The organism is Prevotella marseillensis, from assembly GCF_900625065.1.
GTDB lineage: Bacteria > Bacteroidota > Bacteroidia > Bacteroidales > Bacteroidaceae > Prevotella > Prevotella rara.
On the sequence record NZ_UYXY01000001.1, the window covers coordinates 2,284,166 to 2,302,694 of the forward strand.

The 18,529-nt window shown below is 43.5% G+C and carries 19 protein-coding genes; 18 read left to right on the forward strand and 1 reads right to left on the reverse strand.

The annotated features are described in order from the left end of the window. Positions 1-2: 2 nt before the first annotated feature. From traK to EJL04_RS09345, 12 genes are all read left to right on the forward strand, one after another. Positions 3-617: a conjugative transposon protein TraK gene (traK, locus tag EJL04_RS09290; protein WP_125104742.1), complete on the forward strand. Its 615-nt coding sequence runs from the start codon at positions 3-5 to the stop codon at positions 615-617. A gap of 44 nt (positions 618-661) precedes the next feature. Beyond that, positions 662-1,054: a hypothetical protein gene (locus EJL04_RS09295; RefSeq protein WP_125104743.1), complete on the forward strand. Its 393-nt coding sequence runs from the start codon at positions 662-664 to the stop codon at positions 1,052-1,054. Next, positions 1,051-2,226 (forward strand): conjugative transposon protein TraM, encoded by a 1,176-nt coding sequence (gene traM, locus EJL04_RS09300; RefSeq protein ID WP_125104744.1) that lies wholly within the window; start codon positions 1,051-1,053, stop codon positions 2,224-2,226. Before EJL04_RS09295 ends, traM begins: the two co-directional genes overlap by 4 nt. A gap of 34 nt (positions 2,227-2,260) precedes the next feature. Continuing rightward, positions 2,261-3,127 carry a conjugative transposon protein TraN gene (gene traN / locus EJL04_RS09305; protein ID WP_125104745.1) on the forward strand — a complete coding sequence of 289 codons (867 nt, stop codon included), beginning with the start codon at positions 2,261-2,263 and terminating at the stop codon, positions 3,125-3,127. 12 nt (positions 3,128-3,139) lie between these two features. Continuing rightward, positions 3,140-5,323: a type IV secretory system conjugative DNA transfer family protein gene (locus EJL04_RS09310; RefSeq protein ID WP_125104746.1), complete on the forward strand. Its 2,184-nt coding sequence runs from the start codon at positions 3,140-3,142 to the stop codon at positions 5,321-5,323. A gap of 36 nt (positions 5,324-5,359) precedes the next feature. Further along, positions 5,360-5,902, forward strand: a complete 543-nt coding sequence (locus tag EJL04_RS09315) for a glycoside hydrolase family protein (protein WP_125104747.1) — start codon at positions 5,360-5,362, stop codon at positions 5,900-5,902. A 578-nt stretch (positions 5,903-6,480) separates the two neighbouring features. Then, positions 6,481-6,882: a tail fiber domain-containing protein gene (locus tag EJL04_RS16630; protein ID WP_241209975.1), complete on the forward strand. Its 402-nt coding sequence runs from the start codon at positions 6,481-6,483 to the stop codon at positions 6,880-6,882. Positions 6,883-6,885: 3 nt separating this feature from the next. Next, complete coding sequence (locus tag EJL04_RS09325) at positions 6,886-7,224, forward strand: class I SAM-dependent methyltransferase (protein ID WP_125104748.1); 339 nt, start codon at positions 6,886-6,888, stop codon at positions 7,222-7,224. A gap of 40 nt (positions 7,225-7,264) precedes the next feature. Continuing rightward, positions 7,265-8,821: an IS1634 family transposase gene (locus tag EJL04_RS09330; RefSeq protein WP_125103887.1), complete on the forward strand. Its 1,557-nt coding sequence runs from the start codon at positions 7,265-7,267 to the stop codon at positions 8,819-8,821. 30 nt (positions 8,822-8,851) lie between these two features. After that, on the forward strand, positions 8,852-9,550 hold the full coding sequence (locus tag EJL04_RS09335; RefSeq protein WP_125104749.1) for a class I SAM-dependent methyltransferase: 699 nt from the start codon (positions 8,852-8,854) through the stop codon (positions 9,548-9,550). Between the two features lie 8 nt (positions 9,551-9,558). Beyond that, positions 9,559-10,836: a methionine adenosyltransferase gene (gene metK / locus EJL04_RS09340; RefSeq protein WP_125104750.1), complete on the forward strand. Its 1,278-nt coding sequence runs from the start codon at positions 9,559-9,561 to the stop codon at positions 10,834-10,836. 31 nt (positions 10,837-10,867) lie between these two features. After that, positions 10,868-12,655 carry a S8 family peptidase gene (locus EJL04_RS09345; RefSeq protein WP_125104751.1) on the forward strand — a complete coding sequence of 596 codons (1,788 nt, stop codon included), beginning with the start codon at positions 10,868-10,870 and terminating at the stop codon, positions 12,653-12,655. A gap of 46 nt (positions 12,656-12,701) precedes the next feature. Here the strand turns inward: EJL04_RS09345 and EJL04_RS09350 are convergent, their stop codons facing one another. After that, the gene (locus EJL04_RS09350) at positions 12,702-13,307 is read right to left on the reverse strand and encodes a M23 family metallopeptidase (RefSeq protein WP_241209976.1); all 606 of its coding nucleotides are present in this window, start codon (positions 13,305-13,307) and stop codon (positions 12,702-12,704) included. 283 nt (positions 13,308-13,590) lie between these two features. Here EJL04_RS09350 and EJL04_RS09355 point away from each other — a divergent pair, with 283 nt between their 5' ends. The 6 genes from EJL04_RS09355 to EJL04_RS09380 are packed head-to-tail and all read left to right on the forward strand — an operon-like array spanning position 13,591 to position 18,522. Next, a complete protein-coding gene (locus EJL04_RS09355) occupies positions 13,591-14,349 on the forward strand; it encodes a DUF4099 domain-containing protein (RefSeq protein ID WP_125104752.1) in 759 nt (252 codons plus the stop codon). A 26-nt stretch (positions 14,350-14,375) separates the two neighbouring features. Continuing rightward, positions 14,376-14,600 (forward strand): hypothetical protein, encoded by a 225-nt coding sequence (locus EJL04_RS09360; RefSeq protein ID WP_125104753.1) that lies wholly within the window; start codon positions 14,376-14,378, stop codon positions 14,598-14,600. A gap of 12 nt (positions 14,601-14,612) precedes the next feature. Then, positions 14,613-16,154: a hypothetical protein gene (locus EJL04_RS09365; RefSeq protein WP_125104754.1), complete on the forward strand. Its 1,542-nt coding sequence runs from the start codon at positions 14,613-14,615 to the stop codon at positions 16,152-16,154. Positions 16,155-16,166: 12 nt separating this feature from the next. Next, positions 16,167-17,324, forward strand: a complete 1,158-nt coding sequence (locus EJL04_RS09370; RefSeq protein WP_125104755.1) for a toprim domain-containing protein — start codon at positions 16,167-16,169, stop codon at positions 17,322-17,324. Between the two features lie 30 nt (positions 17,325-17,354). Then, positions 17,355-17,843 (forward strand): PH domain-containing protein, encoded by a 489-nt coding sequence (locus EJL04_RS09375; RefSeq protein WP_125104756.1) that lies wholly within the window; start codon positions 17,355-17,357, stop codon positions 17,841-17,843. Continuing rightward, positions 17,824-18,522 carry a hypothetical protein gene (locus EJL04_RS09380; protein WP_125104757.1) on the forward strand — a complete coding sequence of 233 codons (699 nt, stop codon included), beginning with the start codon at positions 17,824-17,826 and terminating at the stop codon, positions 18,520-18,522. Before EJL04_RS09375 ends, EJL04_RS09380 begins: the two co-directional genes overlap by 20 nt. The last annotated feature ends 7 nt before the right edge of the window (positions 18,523-18,529 follow it).

Here is an 18,529-nt window from a genome sequence, read left to right on the forward strand (position 1 = left end):
CAATGGTAATCAAGAATTTAGAGAATAAGGTAAAGTTGGTGACTATCATCTGTAGCTTGTTTCTGGTTGGGTGCGTGCTGATAAGTATCAGCTGCATCTGGACGGCGAAGAACATGGTGGTGGATGCACAGAACAAAATCTATGTGTTGGACGGCAATGTGCCTATTCTGGTGCAGCGCACGACGATGGATGAGACATTGGATGTGGAAGCAAAGAGTCATATCGAAATGTTCCATCACTACTTTTTTACATTGGCACCCGATGACAAGTACATCAAATACACGATGGAGAAAGCCATGTATCTGGTGGATGAGACAGGACTGGCGCAGTACAATACACTGAAGGAAAAGGGTTTCTATTCCAACATCATGGGAACGAGTGCCGTGTTCAGCATCTTCTGTGACAGTATCAAGTTCAACAAGGAGAAGATGGAGTTTACCTACTATGGCAGACAGCGCATCGAGCGCAGAACCAATGTGCTGACACGTGAGCTTGTGACGGCAGGACAACTGAAACGAGTTCCGAGGACTGACAACAATCCACATGGATTGCTGATAGTGAACTGGAGAACCTTGCTCAACAAGGATATTGACCAGAAAACAAAGTCGAACTATTAAAGGTAAAAGGGTAAAGAAGTAAAAAGGTAAAAAAAGAAATAACGATGAACACAAAAGGATTTAAGCAGATGCTCATTGGGGAGAAGATGCCTGACAAGGACGCTCCCAAATACAAGGAACGCTATGAGCGAGACGTGAGAGCTGGAAGAAAGTTTGCCAGGATGTGCAGAATCGACAAGGCCGCAGCTAAGGTACAGAGGTTTGCCGACCTGCATAAGACACTGTTCCTGGTCATCGTGTTCGGTTTTGTAGGTGTGAGTTTCAGTTTCAACATCTATCGCATGGCAAGAGCTTATCACTATCAGGGAGAGCGACGCACTGCTACGGAGCGGCAGGACTCCTTGATAAAGGCTCGCCATCAGAATATGGGAAATGCAAAGAACATAGTAAGAACCAATGAGGATGCACGCCATCCTCATAAAGACAAATCACGATGAAGCTGACAGAAAGAATCAATTTCAGACAACCCAAGTACATGCTACCTGCGATTGTCTATCTCCCACTGCTTGGTGCATCCTACTTTATCTTTGACCTCTTTGATACCAAGGTGGCGGAGAAGCAAGATGCCAATATGCAGACCACGGAATATCTGAATCCGAACCTGCCACAAGCTCATATCAAGGGCGGTGACGGTATTGGAGGCAAGTATGAGAACATGTTGAACGCCTACGGCAAGATAGAAGACCATAGTGCCGTGGAAAATATAGACCGAGACAATGAGCAAGAAAAAGAAGAATACCAAAGCAAGTATTCGGATGCAGAACTGCAACAGTTGGATGCCGAAGCCAAGAGGCAAGCAGAACTGGAAAAACAGAGAGAAGCACAAGAAGCCCATGAGCGACAAAGAGAGAACGAGGCGTTGGCAGAGCTGAACAAGGCACTTGCCGAAGCAAGGCTGAAGGGACAGCAAGCCACGCAACAGAACTCATCGTCTTCAGCAACAGCATCCGATGAAACAACAGCTACAGCCAAGGGTGGTATCAACATTGAGGGCAAAATCAAGGTGAATGAGAATGCCCGAAAGGAAGCAGACGAGAATGACAAGCCAAGTGAGGTGGTGAAAAAGGTGAAGACATCCTCGGACTATTTCAACACTTTGGCGGTGAACGAGAAAGAGCCGACAATGATAAAGGCTATCATTGACGAGAATGTGAAAGCCGTGGATGGAAGCCGTGTCCGCTTGCGACTACTCGATGATGTAGAAATCGGTGAGATAATAGTGAAGAAAGGCGCATATCTGTATGCCATTATGAGCGGCTTCAGTTCACAACGAGTGAAAGGCACGGTAAAAAGTGTGCTGGTGGATGATGAGATAGTGAAAATCAACCTGTCACTCTATGACACAGACGGCATGGAAGGCTTGTATGTGCCAAGCAGCCAGTTTAGAGAGACCACCAAGGATGTGGCAAGCGGAGCCGTGACCGGGAATGTGGATATGAATACCACCAATACTGGCAGCAGCTTTTCGCAGTGGGGCATGCAGACCATGCAGAATGCTTATCAGAAAACAAGCAATGCCATAGGTAAAGCTATCAAGAAGAACAAGGTGAAACTGAAATATGGCACCTTTGTGTATCTGATAAACAGCAAAGATACCAAGAGCAAGTAAATATTAAACACAACAAAGTAAACATTACGCCCATATGAATATCAAGAAGACCATTGGCGCACTCATGATGTGTGCAATAAGTGCCACTCCCCTGATGGCACAACAAACCAGTGCGGAGAGCTATCAGCCCAGCACCTACCAGGAGATGGAGCAGCTGACCGTGAACGAGCAGGTGACTACAGTCATTACGGCAAGCGAACCCATCCGCTTTGTGGATATATCCACCGACAAGATAGCAGGAGACCAACCCATCAACAATACCGTGCGACTGAAGCCCAAGGAGGGACTGCATGAAGATGGTGAAGTGCTTGCCATCGTGACCATTGTGACAGAACGCTACCGTACCCAGTATGCGCTGCTCTATACAACAAGATTGCAAGAGGCAGTGACGAATAAGGAGATACAACAGATAGAAAAGAATGCCTATAATAATCCTGCGGTCACATTGTCCTCTACGGACATGGCTCGTTATGCTCGTGAGATTTGGAGTTCGGAAGCCCATGTGAACAATGTGAAGACCAAAGCCCATAAAATGGTGATGCGACTGAACAACATCTATTCGTCGGGCGACTATTTCTTCTTGGACTTCTCGGTGGAGAACAAGACAGACGTGCCATTTGATATAGACCAAATACGATTGAAGCTGACGGATAAAAAGACCACAAAGGCAACCAACTCACAGATGGTAGAGTTGCATCCAGTCTTCACTTTGGAGCAGACCAAGCGTTTCCGCTATGGCTACCGCAATGTGATAGTCATTCGGAAAATGACATTCCCGAATGACAAGCAATTAACCATCGAAATGACGGAGAACCAAATCAGCGGTCGCACCATCTCATTGAAAGTGAACTATAGCGATGTGCTGTCAGCCGACTCATTCAATCCGATTTTTCTAAAATAGCAATCATATCCAATGGAAGAAAGCAAGGAGCTACAAGGATTTTACAAGATATTCAGGGCGGTCATCTACATATCCGTGTTGATGGAGTTCTTTGAGTATGCCATAGACCCAAGGGCGATAGACGGCTTTGGTGGTGTGGTGTGTGACCTGCACGACCGCATCAAGCAGTGGTTTATCTACCATGACGGGAACCTGGTGTATAGCAAGGTGGTGACATTCCTCTTGGTGTGCATCACCTGTGTTGGCACGAGAAACAAGAAACACTTGGAATTTGATGCCCGAAGGCAGGTGCTGTACCCCTTGGTGAGTGGCGTGCTGCTGTTGGTGTTGTCCGTGTGGCTCTTCGGCTATGCAATGGACACTCGTCTCTATGCCCTAAGATTGAACATCATCCTATATATGGTGGCAACCATCATCGGAACGGTGCTAGTGCATGTGGCCTTGGACAACATTTCGAAGTTCCTGAAAGAAGGACTGATGAAAGACCGTTTCAATTTTGAGAACGAGAGTTTTGAGCAATGCCAGAAGGAAGAATACAACAAGTACAGCGTGAATATCCCTATGCGCTACTACTATAAGGGTAAATTCCGCAAGGGATGGGTGAACATCGTAAACCCATTCCGTGGCACTTGGGTAGTTGGTACGCCTGGTAGCGGTAAGACTTTTTCTATTATAGAGCCGTTCATCCGTCAGCACAGTGCAAAAGGTTTTGCCATGGTCGTTTACGACTACAAGTTCCCTACCTTGGCAACCAAACTGTACTACCACTATAAGAAGAACCAACAGTTGGGTAAACTACCAGAAGGCTGTAAGTTCAACATCATCAACTTCGTGGATGTGGAATACTCCAAGCGAGTAAACCCGATACAGCAGAAGTATATCAATAACTTGGCAGCAGCGAGCGAGACCGCAGAGACATTGCTTGAATCCCTGCAAAAAGGAAAAAAGGAAGGCGGTGGCGGCAGCGACCAGTTCTTCCAGACATCAGCCGTCAACTTCCTCGCCGCCTGTATCTACTTCTTCATCAACTATGGCAAAGAGCCATATGACAAGGACGGTAAGATGCTAATAGCAGAGAAAGTACTTGACCCGAAGACCATGCAGATGAAGCCGACCGGTAAGGTGTTTAACCATGCAGGAGAAGAAGTGGAGCCAGCCTATTGGTTGGGCAAGTATAGCGATATGCCCCATATTCTCAGTTTTTTGAACGAAAGTTACCAGACCATCTTCAATGTGCTGGAGACCGACAATGAGGTAGCACCCTTATTGGGACCGTTCCAGACCGCCTTGAAGAACAAGGCGATGGAGCAGTTGGAAGGTATGATTGGTACCCTGCGTGTCTATACCTCACGTCTTGCCACCAAGGAAAGCTATTGGATATTCCACAAGGACGGCGATGACTTCGACCTGAAGGTCAGTGACCCGAAGAATCCGAGCTATCTGCTGATAGCCAATGACCCAGAAATGGAGAGCATCATCGGAGCATTGAATGCCCTAATCCTCAACCGACTGGTGACACGAGTGAACACAGGGCAAGGCAAGAACATCCCTGTGAGCATCATCGTGGACGAGTTGCCTACACTCTACTTCCATAAGATAGACCGACTGATAGGTACAGCTCGAAGCAACAAGGTGAGCGTAGCCTTGGGATTCCAGGAACTGCCACAGTTGGAAGCAGACTACGGGAAGGTGGGTATGCAGAAGATTATCACCACCGTAGGCAATGTGGTGAGCGGTTCTGCACGAAGCAAGGAAACTCTGGAATGGCTATCCTCTGACATTTTTGGAAAGGTGGTACAACTGAAGAAAGGCGTGACCATCGATAGAGACAAGACGAGCATCAACCTGAATGAGAATATGGACAGTCTTGTACCAGCCAGTAAAATCTCGGACATGCCGACTGGATGGATCTGCGGACAGACGGCAAGGGACTTTGTGGCAACCAAGACCGGCATGAATGGCAGTATGAACATACAGGAAAGCGACGAGTTCAAGACCAGTAAGTTCTATTGCAAGACCGATTTTAATATGGCAGACATCAAGAAAGAAGAAAGTGAATATATGCCACTGCCCAAGTTCTACACCTTCAAGAGCCGTGATGAGCGTGAGCGCATCCTCTATAAAAACTTCGTGCAAGTTGGTGAGGACGTGAAAGCCATGATAGCAGAGATATTCAACAAGAAGAATGCCAAGTGACAAAACAATGAAATCCCCAAAACAAAAACAACGTCCATGATAAAAAAGATAAAGACATACATTCTCCTAACGCTCTTGCTGCTGTGCCAAAGCATCATGGCGCAGAACAAGACACCAACCAACGACAGCCCAAGCCAAGCCGACTTGGACATTTTCGCTTTGCCTCCCTTTGAGCGAGCCGTACGCTGTATCAAGTATTATGAGGGATGGCACGACATCAAGCGCAACTATCCCTATATCGGATGGGGACATCGGATATTGCCGCACGAGAAGTTCAAGAAGAACCTCACTTATCTGCAAGCCGATTCCTTGTTGCGCTCAGACCTCACCAAGTTATGCGCCATGTTCCGCAAGTATGGCAAGGACTCATTAATCCTTGCCGTACTTGCCTACAATGTCGGACCTTATAAGATATTAGGGAACAAAAGATTTCCAAAGAGCCGTCTCTTGCAGAAGATTGAACATGGATTGGATAACATTGAAAAAGACTACCTTGACTTTTGCAGATGGAGAGGCAAGTACATTCAGTCTATAAGAAGACGAAGAATGACAGAACTTCAACTATTATACAACCCATAAAAAAGCAATAGTACTTCATTTACCATCCAAGAAGACCAGTATAGCCTATTTTAGGGAATGTTTCCTTAATGACACTCGATAATGTACAAAACATACAATCCTTTCTTTGTTTTTAGAGTGTTTTTTTTGATTTATCAAAATATAAACCACTAAGTTATGTTAAATAGTTGTTAATAAAATAATATTTTCGTCTATTTCCTATATTTTCTCAATTTATTTTCCTAATTTTGCATTTGTCAATTATACTATAATACAAGTTTTACTTGTTGAGTGGTCAAATATATAACATCTTTAATAAAGTGTAGAATATATAATGTTGATAAAATAGCAGATTACAAACATTAAAATTTAAAAAATATGGCTAGTAAAAAATCTCTTTTGGGAAAAGTATTTGCTTTCTCTCTGTTTGCTGCATTCAGTATGTCTGCAAACGCTCAGATTAAATACAACTCGTCTGGAAGACTATAGGAACAACTACTCCTTATTCTTTCTATCCAACTACACATAATGGTAGCATCTATTTCAAAGATAACTCTTCGCATTTCTTCCAAATAGATATAACTCCTGCAAATCCGAGATTGGCAGGACAAGGAGACCAAGTAGTTTTCTACAACACACAAACGAGTACGTTTAACAGTATTCAAGTCAAGAATGTCTATAATTACTCAGATGCTAGAGCTAAAACGAACATTCAGCCATTAGCTAATTGTATGTCTGGGTTAAAGAAACTACGTACTTATTCATACAAGTTTAAAGACGAAGGAACGGCAGCTAAAGCTTATACTCTTCGAAAGGGAGGACATGGAAAAGAATATGGCTTGCTTGCGCAAGAGGTAGAAAAGGTCTTCCCGAATTTGGTTGTTACAGATAATGAAGGTAAAAAGCTCATAAACTACACAGAGTTGATACCTGTGTTGATTAATGCAGTTCAACAACTGTCTTCTGAGGTAGAGGAATTAAAGGGTAAAATTTCAAAATAGTATATGCAACAAAGACAATTAGACCGTCGATTGTATTTCAAAGAGCTTGCAACAACCAGTGAGAAATACTTTGTTCCTTATTTGGAGAACTTTGTTAAAATCGGTGCTGGCACGAATGTTCTTGAAATCGGTTGCGGAGATGGCGGGAACCTATTGCCTTTTGCAAAATTAGGTTGTAGTGTTGTAGGCTGTGACATTGCAGACATGCGCATTAACGATGCTCGAAAATTCTTCTCGGAAGAACATGTAGAGGCAAAGTTTATTGCGTGTGATGCTTTTTTCCTGACTTCGTCACTCAAAAAAACTAAACATTATAATTCGTTGATAAACAATATTTTGTAATTTTGTGTCACCCATTTTAGGGTGACACGATGCAAAAAACATGTTTATACGTAAAAAGAAATACCCATCAGGCAATGTAGGTGTCATAGTGGTTGAAAAGGTCAAGGGCAAGATGAATGAGCTTACCACTATAGGTATAGCGCGCACTCAAGAAGAGGTAGATTCTCTCGTAATGAAAGGTCGTAAATGGATATATGAGGAACAGGAACACCGCCATCCACGGCTGGATCTTTTCGGTGAGGAACGTAAGAAGTGTGATGCAGAACTTCTGAGTGCCGAACAGATGCTTTCGTGCATAACCAACATCTCGATCAATGGAGCGGACCTGATACTTGACCGTGTCTTTGACAGCGTTGGATTCAACAGGATAGATGATGAGGTATTCCGCCAACTTGTAAAAGCCCGTTTGTCTTATCCTGCAAGCAAAGCTGCGACAGTGGAGTATCTGAAGAATCATTTTGACGAAGATGTCAGCCTGTCGAAGATCTATCGTTATTTGGACAAACTGAGCGATAACCAACATAAGATAGTTCAGGACATAAGCGTCCTTCACACGAAGAATATTTTAGGCGGCCACATCGGTGTGCTGTTTTATGATGTCACCACACTCTATTTTGAATCGGACTATGAGGACGAGCTTCGCAAAACCGGTTTCTCCAAGGAAGGGCGTCATCAGAACCCTCAGATTATATTGGGACTGTTGGTCAGCATTGGCGGCTATCCGCTTGCGTATTGCATCCATGAGGGCAACAAGTACGAGGGGCACACGATGCTTCCGGTAGTGACTGAATTTGTCCGGAAATATGAGCTGGAAGATTTTGTCGTGGTGGCTGACTCAGGGTTGATGAACAACGATAATATAGCCGACCTTGAAGCAAACGGTTACAAGTATATCATCGGTGCGAAAATCAAGAACGAGAGCAGGAAGATACAGGAATGGATACTGGAGCAGCCTAAGACGGACTGCCAAATGGTTGAATACGATAAAGGTAACGGACAGAGGTTGTTGGTCGGATATACAGAAGAGCGTGCCCGAAAGGATGCTTATAACCGTGAGAAAGGTATACGCCGTCTGGAGAAGGCATACCACAGAGGTACGCTTACCAAAGACAATATCAACAAGCGTGGATACAACAAATTCCTGAAAATGGAAGGAAATGTAAAGGTGACCATCAATTACGAGAAACTGGAGAAGGATGCGAAATGGGATGGTCTCAAAGGATACCTTACCAATACGAATATACACGTCAATGACGTATATGCCGCCTACCATAACCTGTGGCATGTTGAAAGAGCTTTCCGCATATCAAAATCAAAGATTGAGATAAGACCAATGTTTCACTTTACAAGGCGCAGGATAGAAGCACATGTCTGTATCTGCTTCGTGGCCTTGAAAGTTTACAAGGAATTGGAGCGTCTGCTGAAACTATCAGGCATAAATATGAGTGTGGACAAGGTGCTCGAACTTGCTAAAACTATAGTGACTATACAGATGACATTGCCTCAAAGTAAGCAGACTATCAACAGAACTATGCTGATGAAACGTCATCAACGCATTGCTTCATTGTTTACTGATGATTTTTGGGTGACACGTTGACGAAGTCAGGAGAAATACTTTGTTCCTTATTTGGAGAACTTTGTTAAAATCGGTGCTGGCACGAATGTTCTTGAAATCGGTTGCGGAGATGGCGGGAACCTATTGCCTTTTGCAAAATTAGGTTGTAGTGTTGTAGGCTGTGACATTGCAGACATGCGCATTAACGATGCTCGAAAATTCTTCTCGGAAGAACATGTAGAGGCAAAGTTTATTGCGTGTGATGCTTTTTTGTTGAAAGACTTAGAGAATCAATTCGATATAATTCTTTGTCATGATGTAATAGAACACATTTATGACAAGATCGGTTTTATGACAAAGTGCAAAAAGTTGCTCAAAAGCAATGGAATTATATTTATGTCTTTTCCTGCATGGCAAATGCCATTTGGAGGTCATCAACAAATTTGCAAAGGATTTCTGCTCAGTCATTTACCTTTTATGCATCTTTTACCAAATATTATCTATAAAGGGTTATTGAAAATAGGAAAAGAAGGGGCTGGTTGTATAAAGGAATTAATGAATATAAAACAAACGAGGTGTTCGGTAGAACTCTTTGAGAATGTTTTAAAAAGGACAGGTTATACTATAGAAAATCGTATAGCATGGTTTATAAATCCACACTATGAAGTTAAATTTGGATTGAAACCACGAAAATTATATATGGTTATAGATAAACTTCCTTACATTAGAGACTTTTTCACGACATCCTCTTTTTATGTATTGAAAAAATAATTATCTATATGGCATATCTATTTACATCAGAGTCTGTTTCTGAAGGGCATCCGGATAAAGTGGCTGACCAAATTTCAGATGCTTTACTTGATCAGTTCTTGGCTTACGATGACCATGCTCATTGTGCCATAGAAACATTTTGTACTACAGGACAGGTGGTCATTATGGGCGAAGTTCGCTCTAATGTATATGTTGACTTGCAGACCATTGCTCGCAAGACCATCAAACAGATAGGTTATACAAAAAGTGAGTATCAGTTTGACGGCGACTCTTGTGGTGTGCTTACTGCAATCCATGAACAGAGCGATGACATCAACCGTGGCGTGAGCCGTGAAGAGGATGAAAATCAGGGTGCTGGCGACCAAGGCATGATGTTTGGTTATGCTACTAATGAAACCGACAATTATATGCCTGTATCTCTCGATTTGGCTCAGATTATTATGCAGGAGCTTGCAGCCATCCGTAAGGAAGGCAAGGTAATGACTTACCTTCGCCCAGACTCCAAGAGTCAGGTCACCATAGAGTATTCTGATGACAATGTACCTCAGCGCATTGATACTATCGTAGTGTCTACTCAACATGATGACTTCATCAAAAAGTCAAATGGTGATGATGATGATGAGGCAATGCTCGACAAGATTCGCGAGGATGTGCTCAACATCTTGATTCCGAGAGTAAAAGCCCAGTTGGACGACAAGGTGTTGGCTCTCTTCAATGATAACATCAAATACTTTGTGAATCCTACAGGCAAATTTGTCATTGGTGGTCCTCACGGAGATACAGGGCTTACTGGTCGTAAGATTATCGTAGATACCTATGGCGGGAAGGGTGCCCATGGCGGTGGTGCTTTCTCTGGCAAGGATTCTAGCAAGGTAGATCGTTCTGCCGCATATGCTGCTCGCTATATTGCAAAAAACATGGTGGCGGCAGGTGTTTCCGATGAGATGTTGGTACAGGTAAGTTATGCCATTGGTGTAGCTGAGCCTGTGAGCATCTACGTGAACACATACGGCAGAAGTAAGGTTGATATGACAGATGGCGAAATTGCCAAGAAGATAGCCGAGATGTTCGATCTCCGTCCTAAGGCTGTCGAGCGTCAATTGAAATTGCGCCAACCTATGTTTTTGGAAACTGCAGCTTACGGACATATGGGACGTAAGAATGAAGTTGTGGAGAAGACCTTCACTAGTCGCTATCATGAGGTAAAACAGATGAAGGTGGAGTTGTTTACGTGGGAAAAACTGGATGTCGTTGATGTCATAAAAAACAAATTCGGCATTAAATAAATCCAAGTATTAATAATTAACATTAAAGGCAATGAGGAATTTCGATAAGATATTTGTGGTAACTGTATTTGCTACCAGTTTGTTTGGAATCACGTCTTGTAGTGAGAAGGATTTCTTAGACTCCTCTAACACTGCAAATATGATGATGACAAGGGCTATGGCAACTTCTGATTATTACTATTGGTATAAAGGGGAAAAAGTTGGTATATCTTCATTAAATGGAACATTTTATGTTTCCAGTTCTGATAGCGTAAAATTGCAGAATCTTTTTAAAAATAATTCTGCAATTTCTTCTAAAGAAACAATTTTTTCGTCTATAGATAAGGAGCATAAAAAACATTTTTGGAGAATAATGGAAACATCCTCTTTGTCATCTTCAACAGAAGATATGATTAAGGAGTTGAAAACCAAAGTGGGAGATGAGAGCATAACCATTGCTCCTGTTTTTGGAGATAATGAAAATTTGATTTCAACATGCGAATATTTTTATGTTCGTTTGAAAAATCAGAATGATTATTCTCTCTTGGAAAGTGTTGCAAAACAAAATTCAACAGAGATATTGGGTGAAGTAGATTATATGCCAAATTGGTATGTATTAAAGTCACCGACAAGTTCTAACGGCTTAGAAATGTCAAATAAGTTTTACGAAACAAATTTATTCGAGGCTGTCGATCCTAATTTTATGTTCAACTTTACACCTAATAGTTGCGTATCAGATCCTTTAGCTGACCAACAATGGGCTTTGAACACTGTAGATGCTTGTGATGCGTGGACTATAACAAAAGGAAAAGGAGTGTCTGTTGCTGTCCTTGACCAAGGAATAGATAGCAATCATAAAGAATTTGCAGAGAACTATAGTTCTTTATCATATGATTTGACAACAAAATCATTGCCAACTCAAGTGTATGGAGAACATGGCACTCATGTTGCAGGAATAATTGGAGCAAATCATAATGGAATACAAATAGCAGGACTTGCTCCTGAGGTATCTTTGGTGTCATTGAGCCATCCTTTAACGGTTGGAACTGAAAGAGTTGCACAATTGGCTTCCGGATTTGGTTATGCAACCACTCATGGAATTGATGTGATCAATAACTCTTGGGGAGACCAAGGTGGTCGTTTGTATCAACAATTGCATAGCTCGCTTTTGGAAGAAAGTATACAGAATGCTTTGACAAATGGAAGAAATGGAAAGGGTATGGTCGTTGTGTTTGCATCAGGAAACCAGGCAGGACAAAGAACGGATTATCCAGGTTATATGTTCCCGGATGCCTTGATTGTAGGTTCTATAAGTAGCAATCTAAAAAGATCATATTTTTCGACATATGATGACAAGTTAGATGTTATGGCACCGGGAGGAGATATTTTATCAACATTGCCAGGTAATTCTACAGGGAAAATGAGTGGAACTTCAATGGCCGCTCCATATGCAACGGCATTGGCTGCACTTGTCCTGTCAGTTAATCCAAGTTTGACCAATAGTGATGTTTGCCGCATCATAGAACAAACAGCACAAAAAGGTGGTGGATATACATATTCTTCAGTTTCTGGAAGACCTAATGGTACATATAATAATGAAATGGGATATGGCATAATAAATGCTCCTAAAGCTATAAACATGGCAAAGGAAGGTACAAATACAATAAACTTTATAGATAAAACAGTTTCTTCAAATCAAACTGTTTCTGGTTATAATATCTATACGAAAAATATAACTGTTAACGATAATTCTTTGCTTAAGTTTATTTTGGCCAATGGAATTGTTATTGACAAACCGTTTGTCGTAAATCAAGGGGCGCAATTAGAAATTTCATTCTGATAAATAGAGTAACAAAGAAAAGCAAGCTATTTCCGTGAGGATGTAGCTAAAAAAGGATGGCAGGATTGATACTCTTCCCATCCTTTTTGCATGTAAGATGTAGGTGTTCACCTGTACTTCGACCGCTACTGCCAGTAACACCGATAATAGTGCCAGAATAAACGTTTTCACCTCTGCCAACTACAATAGAAGACAAATGGCAATAGCTGACACGATAATTGCCATGTTTCAATATGACATAGTTGCCAGAACGATTGTCATACCCTACCTTTTCGACAATACCATCCATCATGGCATAAGTAGGTTCGTTCTTTGCACGAAGATCCAAACCATTGTGCCATGATAGTTTACCCGTAAAAGGGTCACGACGATAGCCATAAGAACTGGTGACCTTGATTGATTTCAGTGGATAAGTGATGCTCGGATAGCTGCTTATCCACTGTTTTTGTTTGCTATCCATTGAGTCTGTTTCCTGTTGAAGTAGATTGGCTTGTATAGAATCTACAGGTTGATTGGCAGGAAGCAGAAACTTCTCCTCAACTTTCTTGACTTTGTAACGGCATACGTTATCGCTGACGGTATTGAACTGTGCTTTTGCATTCGATACCGCCAGACAACTTATTACCCATAATGCCACTATTTTCCTTTTCATGGTGCAAAGTTAGGGAAAAAAATCAAGAGTGATACACGATGCTGTAAAAGTATAACATAAAATAAGATTAAAGTATGATTGAGAGTATGAAATAATGATATAATCATAATAAAACGGAAAAGATTGGGCAGAAGAACGTAGGCTTTCTTGTATTCATTACTCTTGGGCTATCTTTGCATAAGACAAACTGCACTCGGCAATAAGAAAGTAAACTTTCATTGCGCTCGTTTGCATTGTTTTTGCATGGCTATATGCAAAGTATCATTCAAAATATAATCAGAATATGAAAAGAAACTCATTTGAAGAAAGCGAAGTGCCGTATCAGACACTTGCAAAGTTCGGTCTTACCCATGAGATGATAGAAGACCTTCCGATGCATGCCTTGGATGACATCAGCAATGGTCGTCCATCGCCAGTGTTGCCAGTGAGTCTGGAGGTGAACGAAGGCTACAGTATCAAGAGCAGAACCCGATTTGCCTTGGTAAGAATGGCAGACGGAAATGTTGACGTGATGTTCTATCCTGTTTTGAAGTACGCCCCATTGGACAATTTCACCAAGGAGCAGCAGGAACTGTTGAAGCAGGGCAAGGCAGTGGTGGCAGATGTAGATATGCCAGATGGCGCACATATCAAGGCATTCGTGCAGATTGACGGAGAGACCAATCAGGTGATGGCTGTGCCGACACCTGTTATAGGCAGAAATCTACAGGTCTTGTCCGACGAACTCAGTCTTGGAGGAACGGAGCTAAAGAGCATCCAAAATGGCGAGGCACTGACATTTGCCGTAGAAGACGAACCGTTGACCGTAGGCATCGACCTGAAGAGCGATACTAGTATCCGCTTCGCCAACGGCGATGGTGAGCAGTGGCGCAAGGAAGGCAAGCGAGAGTGGGACAAATACACCTTCGGCATCTATGGTTGTTGGGTAATGGATGATGACGGCAATCTCGACTATGTTCCAGAGGAGGAATATACCGAAGAACTGTGGAATGAGCAGAAGAAAGCTGCCGGAAGACATGCATCGGCTGTCGCAAGAAAATAACGTGAAACATCAAATTTAGGGAAGAAATGAGAAAAGGACCTTATTATACAGAAGACATTCTCGTGGAGAAGATGCAGAATGGTGAATACTGTTGGCTCGACTACGTGAACCATTTCAGCGAAGAATGGCAGAACGAGTACGAGGAATACTGCAAGGAACACGCCCTGTGCATCGGCAACGAGAGTGCAGAACAGTTTGTGAAGTACAAGGACGAGCTGTTGGAGCAAGGAATGGAAACAGAGAACGCTTAATAAAATCATGCTATGGCGATAAGAAAGAACTTGAATCCAAGACAGATGGACTTGCAGCCAGAGATGCGTGACATCCTGATGCGCAATGGTATGCAAGCCCATATCATAGCCAACGGTGACGGTTATCAGTTAGCGGTACAGGGACATGACTCCCCACTGCTGACCTATAACCTCACCGAGAAACAGATGTTGGCATTGACTGATTGGGGGACCAACTCTGCCAACAAGAAGGCATATAACACCTTTACCAGCATCATAGGCAAAGACTTCTATATGCCGAGAAACCTTGTCCATGCAAGGAATGCTAACGGAAGAGTGGCTATGGGGCTGCATGGATATAGGATTGGTGCTGGAGAGTACGGACGGTTGGGATGGAGTCCAGAGTTTTTAGGTTGGACACCGAGAATGCAGGACGGCTATCATCTACGCAGAGTCGGCGGACAGATGTTCTATGCAGGAGCACCGATGGTGGCAGAGAGACCTGACAGAAGACTGAAACCAGGTGAGTTAACCTCAGGAGGCTATGGCTTTTACTATAAAGGACAGCAACAAGTAGCATCACAAGCAGATGTATTGCAAAACCTGCAAGCCGTGATGACACCTGTAGAAACACGTCCAAGAAGTCAAGAGCCAGCCAAACCCTACAAGGAACTGATAAGCTCACCTGTATATTTCTCCAACGATCAATGGCAGGAATGCCTGTCTTCACACGGTATCATCATCGATGAGAAGGCAAAGACACTCACCATCCAATCAGAAAGCACCAAAAGTGATATGGTGTATGACTTGACCGACGATGAATTGAAGGCATTGACCAACAATTCTGTCAAGCAAGTATCTGTAGCCAAACGACTGGATATATTGAATAATGTCATCAAGGACGATTTCGCAGACAAGATAACGATGGACATGCTCAACAGCAAGGAGCGCATCCATATCGGTTTGCGTCCAGAGGTGCAGCAGGAGTTGGACGGCAAGATGCAGTTGCAATCTACCGTCGAGCCACTGCAAGTGCAGCAAGAACCTATGAACAATAAAGTAGGTGTTGTGGATGGGCAGGACTTGGACGAGAGCAAGGGATGGTTCCGTGAAGGCAAGCATGGCAGAGAAGTAACTGTTGGTGAGATACGAGTGGAGCCAGCGGAGCAAGAAGGCAAGTTCCTCATGACAGCCATCATCAACGGTGAGCGAGTAAGCCACGAGATAACGCAGAAGCAGTATGACAAGTTCATGGCAGTGGATGACTACCATCGCATGAAACTTTTTTCCAAGATATTCGGTGAGGTGGATATGAAAGACCGTACCAGTTTGGGAACCAAGATTGGAGCCGCACTGTTAGCAGGACTGGGTGTTGCAGCCGAAGTCGGCAGTGAACTTCATAGACCACATAGCGCACCTGTAGTGATAGTTGACCACCATCATGGTGCAGTCCCTACACCACCTCGTCCCTACTTCAAACCAGGAGTAGATACACCGATGGATGTGGCGGCGAGAAACTTTGAGGCAGCCATGAACCAAGAGGTATTGCATCAGCACATGGGGAAAGGACTATAACGGAATACGCTTATGGCAAATAACGAACTGACATATAATGATTTCTTACAGCGTCTGAACATACAGGAGTTATTGGTGGACGCAGGCTATCAGTTGAACAAACGAGATGGCTTGCGCTATCCGTCGTATGTAAAGGTGGACAGTCATGGACAGCGAGTGAGGGGTGACAAGTTCATTGTCACTGGCAATGGCAAGTGTTGTTTTCAGCCACCAGAACAGAAAAACTACAACGTGATAGGCTTCATCAAGGAGCATCCTACGCTGTTTGACGACTATAAGCCAGGGATGTCATTGGACAGACTGGTGAATGTGGTATGCAACAGACTGTTGAATAATCCCATTGACGTGCGTGAAAGCAGAGTGGCAGAACCCAAGCGAGATGCCAAGCCCTTCAACCTGTCAGACTATGACATCTTGCGTTTCCACCCAAGGGAAAAGGACACTCAACGGAAACATTATCCTTACTTCAAGGAAAGAGGCATCAACATGGGGACCCAGTTCGCCTTTCACAAGCATTTCTTCTTGGCGACCAAGCGTCGAAATGACGGATTGAGCTTTGCCAATCTCGCCTTTCCACTATCCTTGCCGTCCAAGCCGGACAGCATCGTTGGATTGGAAGAGCGAGGTAGACCGAGACGAGAGGACGGCAAGGCATACAAGGGCAAGGCGGAAGGAAGCAACAGCAGTGAAGGATTGTGGATAGCCAACCTGACAGGTAAGCCATTGAAAGAAGCCACAAATATTCTATGGTTCGAGAGTGCCTACGATGCTATGGCAGAGTACCAAATCAATCCAGTGAAGAACGTGTATGTCTCGACCGGAGGTACACCGACAAAGGGGCAAATAAAGGGAATGCTGGAAGAGACCCGACAAGCGAACCATTATTTGGGCTTTGACAAAGACGAGGCAGGACGTGGCTTTGTGAAGAACTTCAAAGCAATCGCTAAGGAAATGGGATTTACAGACTTCACGGTGCAAGCCTTTCATCCTTTGGGACAATATAAAGACTGGAACGATGCCTTGCTTGGCAAACGAGACCAACGGTTGATAGACCAAGGAGAGATAGACTTCGACTATTTCGAGTTCGCCAAGGCGCAAGAGGCTGAGAGGCAACAAGAGCAAGCCAAACAGAAGGAAAAAGAGGAACAGACATCGGGCTTCCGCAGATAAAGCACGGTGTCATTATCAAAAAGGAGAATTATGCAGCAGACATATCGGTATAGAAACATCATCATCAAGCCCCATTGGATGCAGTTCGTCATCAACGAGCTGCACCTGTTTGTGCTTATAAGCGTAGGCTTTGTATATGCAGGTATTGATGATGCCGTTCTCTCCACTTTGGTGTTTGTCCTCTCGCTTTTGCTTTCCCTATGCTTGGCATATCGGCTTTTCTATTTATGCAGGATGCGGTACATCATCAGTAACGAACAATTGGTGTTTGAACATGGCGTGTTTCATCGGGAAGAAGATTATCAGGAACTGTATCGTGTGGTGGATTTCAATGAGAGTCAGACATTCATGCAGCAACTATTCCGATTGAAAACCGTGAGCATATATTCTGGAGACAGAACGACACCAAGGCTTGACATTATCGGAGTACCGATGAAGGAAAACTTGGTAACAACCATCAGAGAACGAGTAGAAACCAGCAAACGCAGGAGGAGCATCTATGAGATTACAAATAGGTAAGATATGGTTGATAGCAATTATCTGCATAGCAACGGCATCGAAAGCCAAGGCACAATTGGTGTCATCCAATCCCTTGGAATGGATGGCACTGGCAGAAGGCAATGAACTTATCAACAGTGAGATTGAAAAGCAAATCAACGGACAGACCAAGACGGCGTTGTTGCAGAATACAATGGCTGCTGAGTTTAACCAGATACACAAATGGGAGAAGAAGTACAACAGCTACTTGAAATCAGTGAACGGCTATGCCTCTTCGCTGAAAGCATGTACCCATCTGTATGATGATGGCGTGAAGATTTTCATCACGCTCGCCAAGTTGAAGGCAGCTATTGCCAATAATCCGCAGGGCATTGTGGCAAGCATGAGTATGAATAACCTGTATATCGAGACGGCAACGGAATTGGTATCGGTTTTCAATCTATTGAACGATGCCGTGGCGAATGGTGGCACAGAGAATATGCTGACAGGAGCAGACCGCTCCAAGACCTTGTGGGCATTAAACGACAAACTATCTGCTTTCCAAAAGAAGCTCAACAAACTGTATCTGAGCATCCGCTACTATACAATGAGTGATGTGTGGAACAATGTCACGGCTGGGATGATAGACAGAAGTAATGGTGAGATTGCTAAGCAAGCATTGGGGCGATGGCGGAGAGCTGCCAAAGTCAGTACACCATAATTAAATA

Coding starts and splice junctions, on each gene's coding strand:
- EJL04_RS09345 (WP_125104751.1), top strand. CDS start 10,868: ATGAGGAATTTCGATAAGATATTTGTGGTAACTGTATTTGCTACCAGT.
- EJL04_RS09295 (WP_125104743.1), top strand. CDS start 662: ATGAACACAAAAGGATTTAAGCAGATGCTCATTGGGGAGAAGATGCCT.
- EJL04_RS09375 (WP_125104756.1), top strand. CDS start 17,355: ATGCAGCAGACATATCGGTATAGAAACATCATCATCAAGCCCCATTGG.
- traM (WP_125104744.1), top strand. CDS start 1,051: ATGAAGCTGACAGAAAGAATCAATTTCAGACAACCCAAGTACATGCTA.
- EJL04_RS09355 (WP_125104752.1), top strand. CDS start 13,591: ATGAAAAGAAACTCATTTGAAGAAAGCGAAGTGCCGTATCAGACACTT.
- EJL04_RS09325 (WP_125104748.1), top strand. CDS start 6,886: ATGCAACAAAGACAATTAGACCGTCGATTGTATTTCAAAGAGCTTGCA.
- metK (WP_125104750.1), top strand. CDS start 9,559: ATGGCATATCTATTTACATCAGAGTCTGTTTCTGAAGGGCATCCGGAT.
- EJL04_RS09315 (WP_125104747.1), top strand. CDS start 5,360: ATGATAAAAAAGATAAAGACATACATTCTCCTAACGCTCTTGCTGCTG.
- EJL04_RS09380 (WP_125104757.1), top strand. CDS start 17,824: ATGAGATTACAAATAGGTAAGATATGGTTGATAGCAATTATCTGCATA.
- EJL04_RS09310 (WP_125104746.1), top strand. CDS start 3,140: ATGGAAGAAAGCAAGGAGCTACAAGGATTTTACAAGATATTCAGGGCG.
- EJL04_RS09360 (WP_125104753.1), top strand. CDS start 14,376: ATGAGAAAAGGACCTTATTATACAGAAGACATTCTCGTGGAGAAGATG.
- EJL04_RS09365 (WP_125104754.1), top strand. CDS start 14,613: ATGGCGATAAGAAAGAACTTGAATCCAAGACAGATGGACTTGCAGCCA.
- traN (WP_125104745.1), top strand. CDS start 2,261: ATGAATATCAAGAAGACCATTGGCGCACTCATGATGTGTGCAATAAGT.
- EJL04_RS09350 (WP_241209976.1), bottom strand. CDS start 13,307: ATGAAAAGGAAAATAGTGGCATTATGGGTAATAAGTTGTCTGGCGGTA.
- EJL04_RS09370 (WP_125104755.1), top strand. CDS start 16,167: ATGGCAAATAACGAACTGACATATAATGATTTCTTACAGCGTCTGAAC.
- EJL04_RS09330 (WP_125103887.1), top strand. CDS start 7,265: ATGTTTATACGTAAAAAGAAATACCCATCAGGCAATGTAGGTGTCATA.
- traK (WP_125104742.1), top strand. CDS start 3: ATGGTAATCAAGAATTTAGAGAATAAGGTAAAGTTGGTGACTATCATC.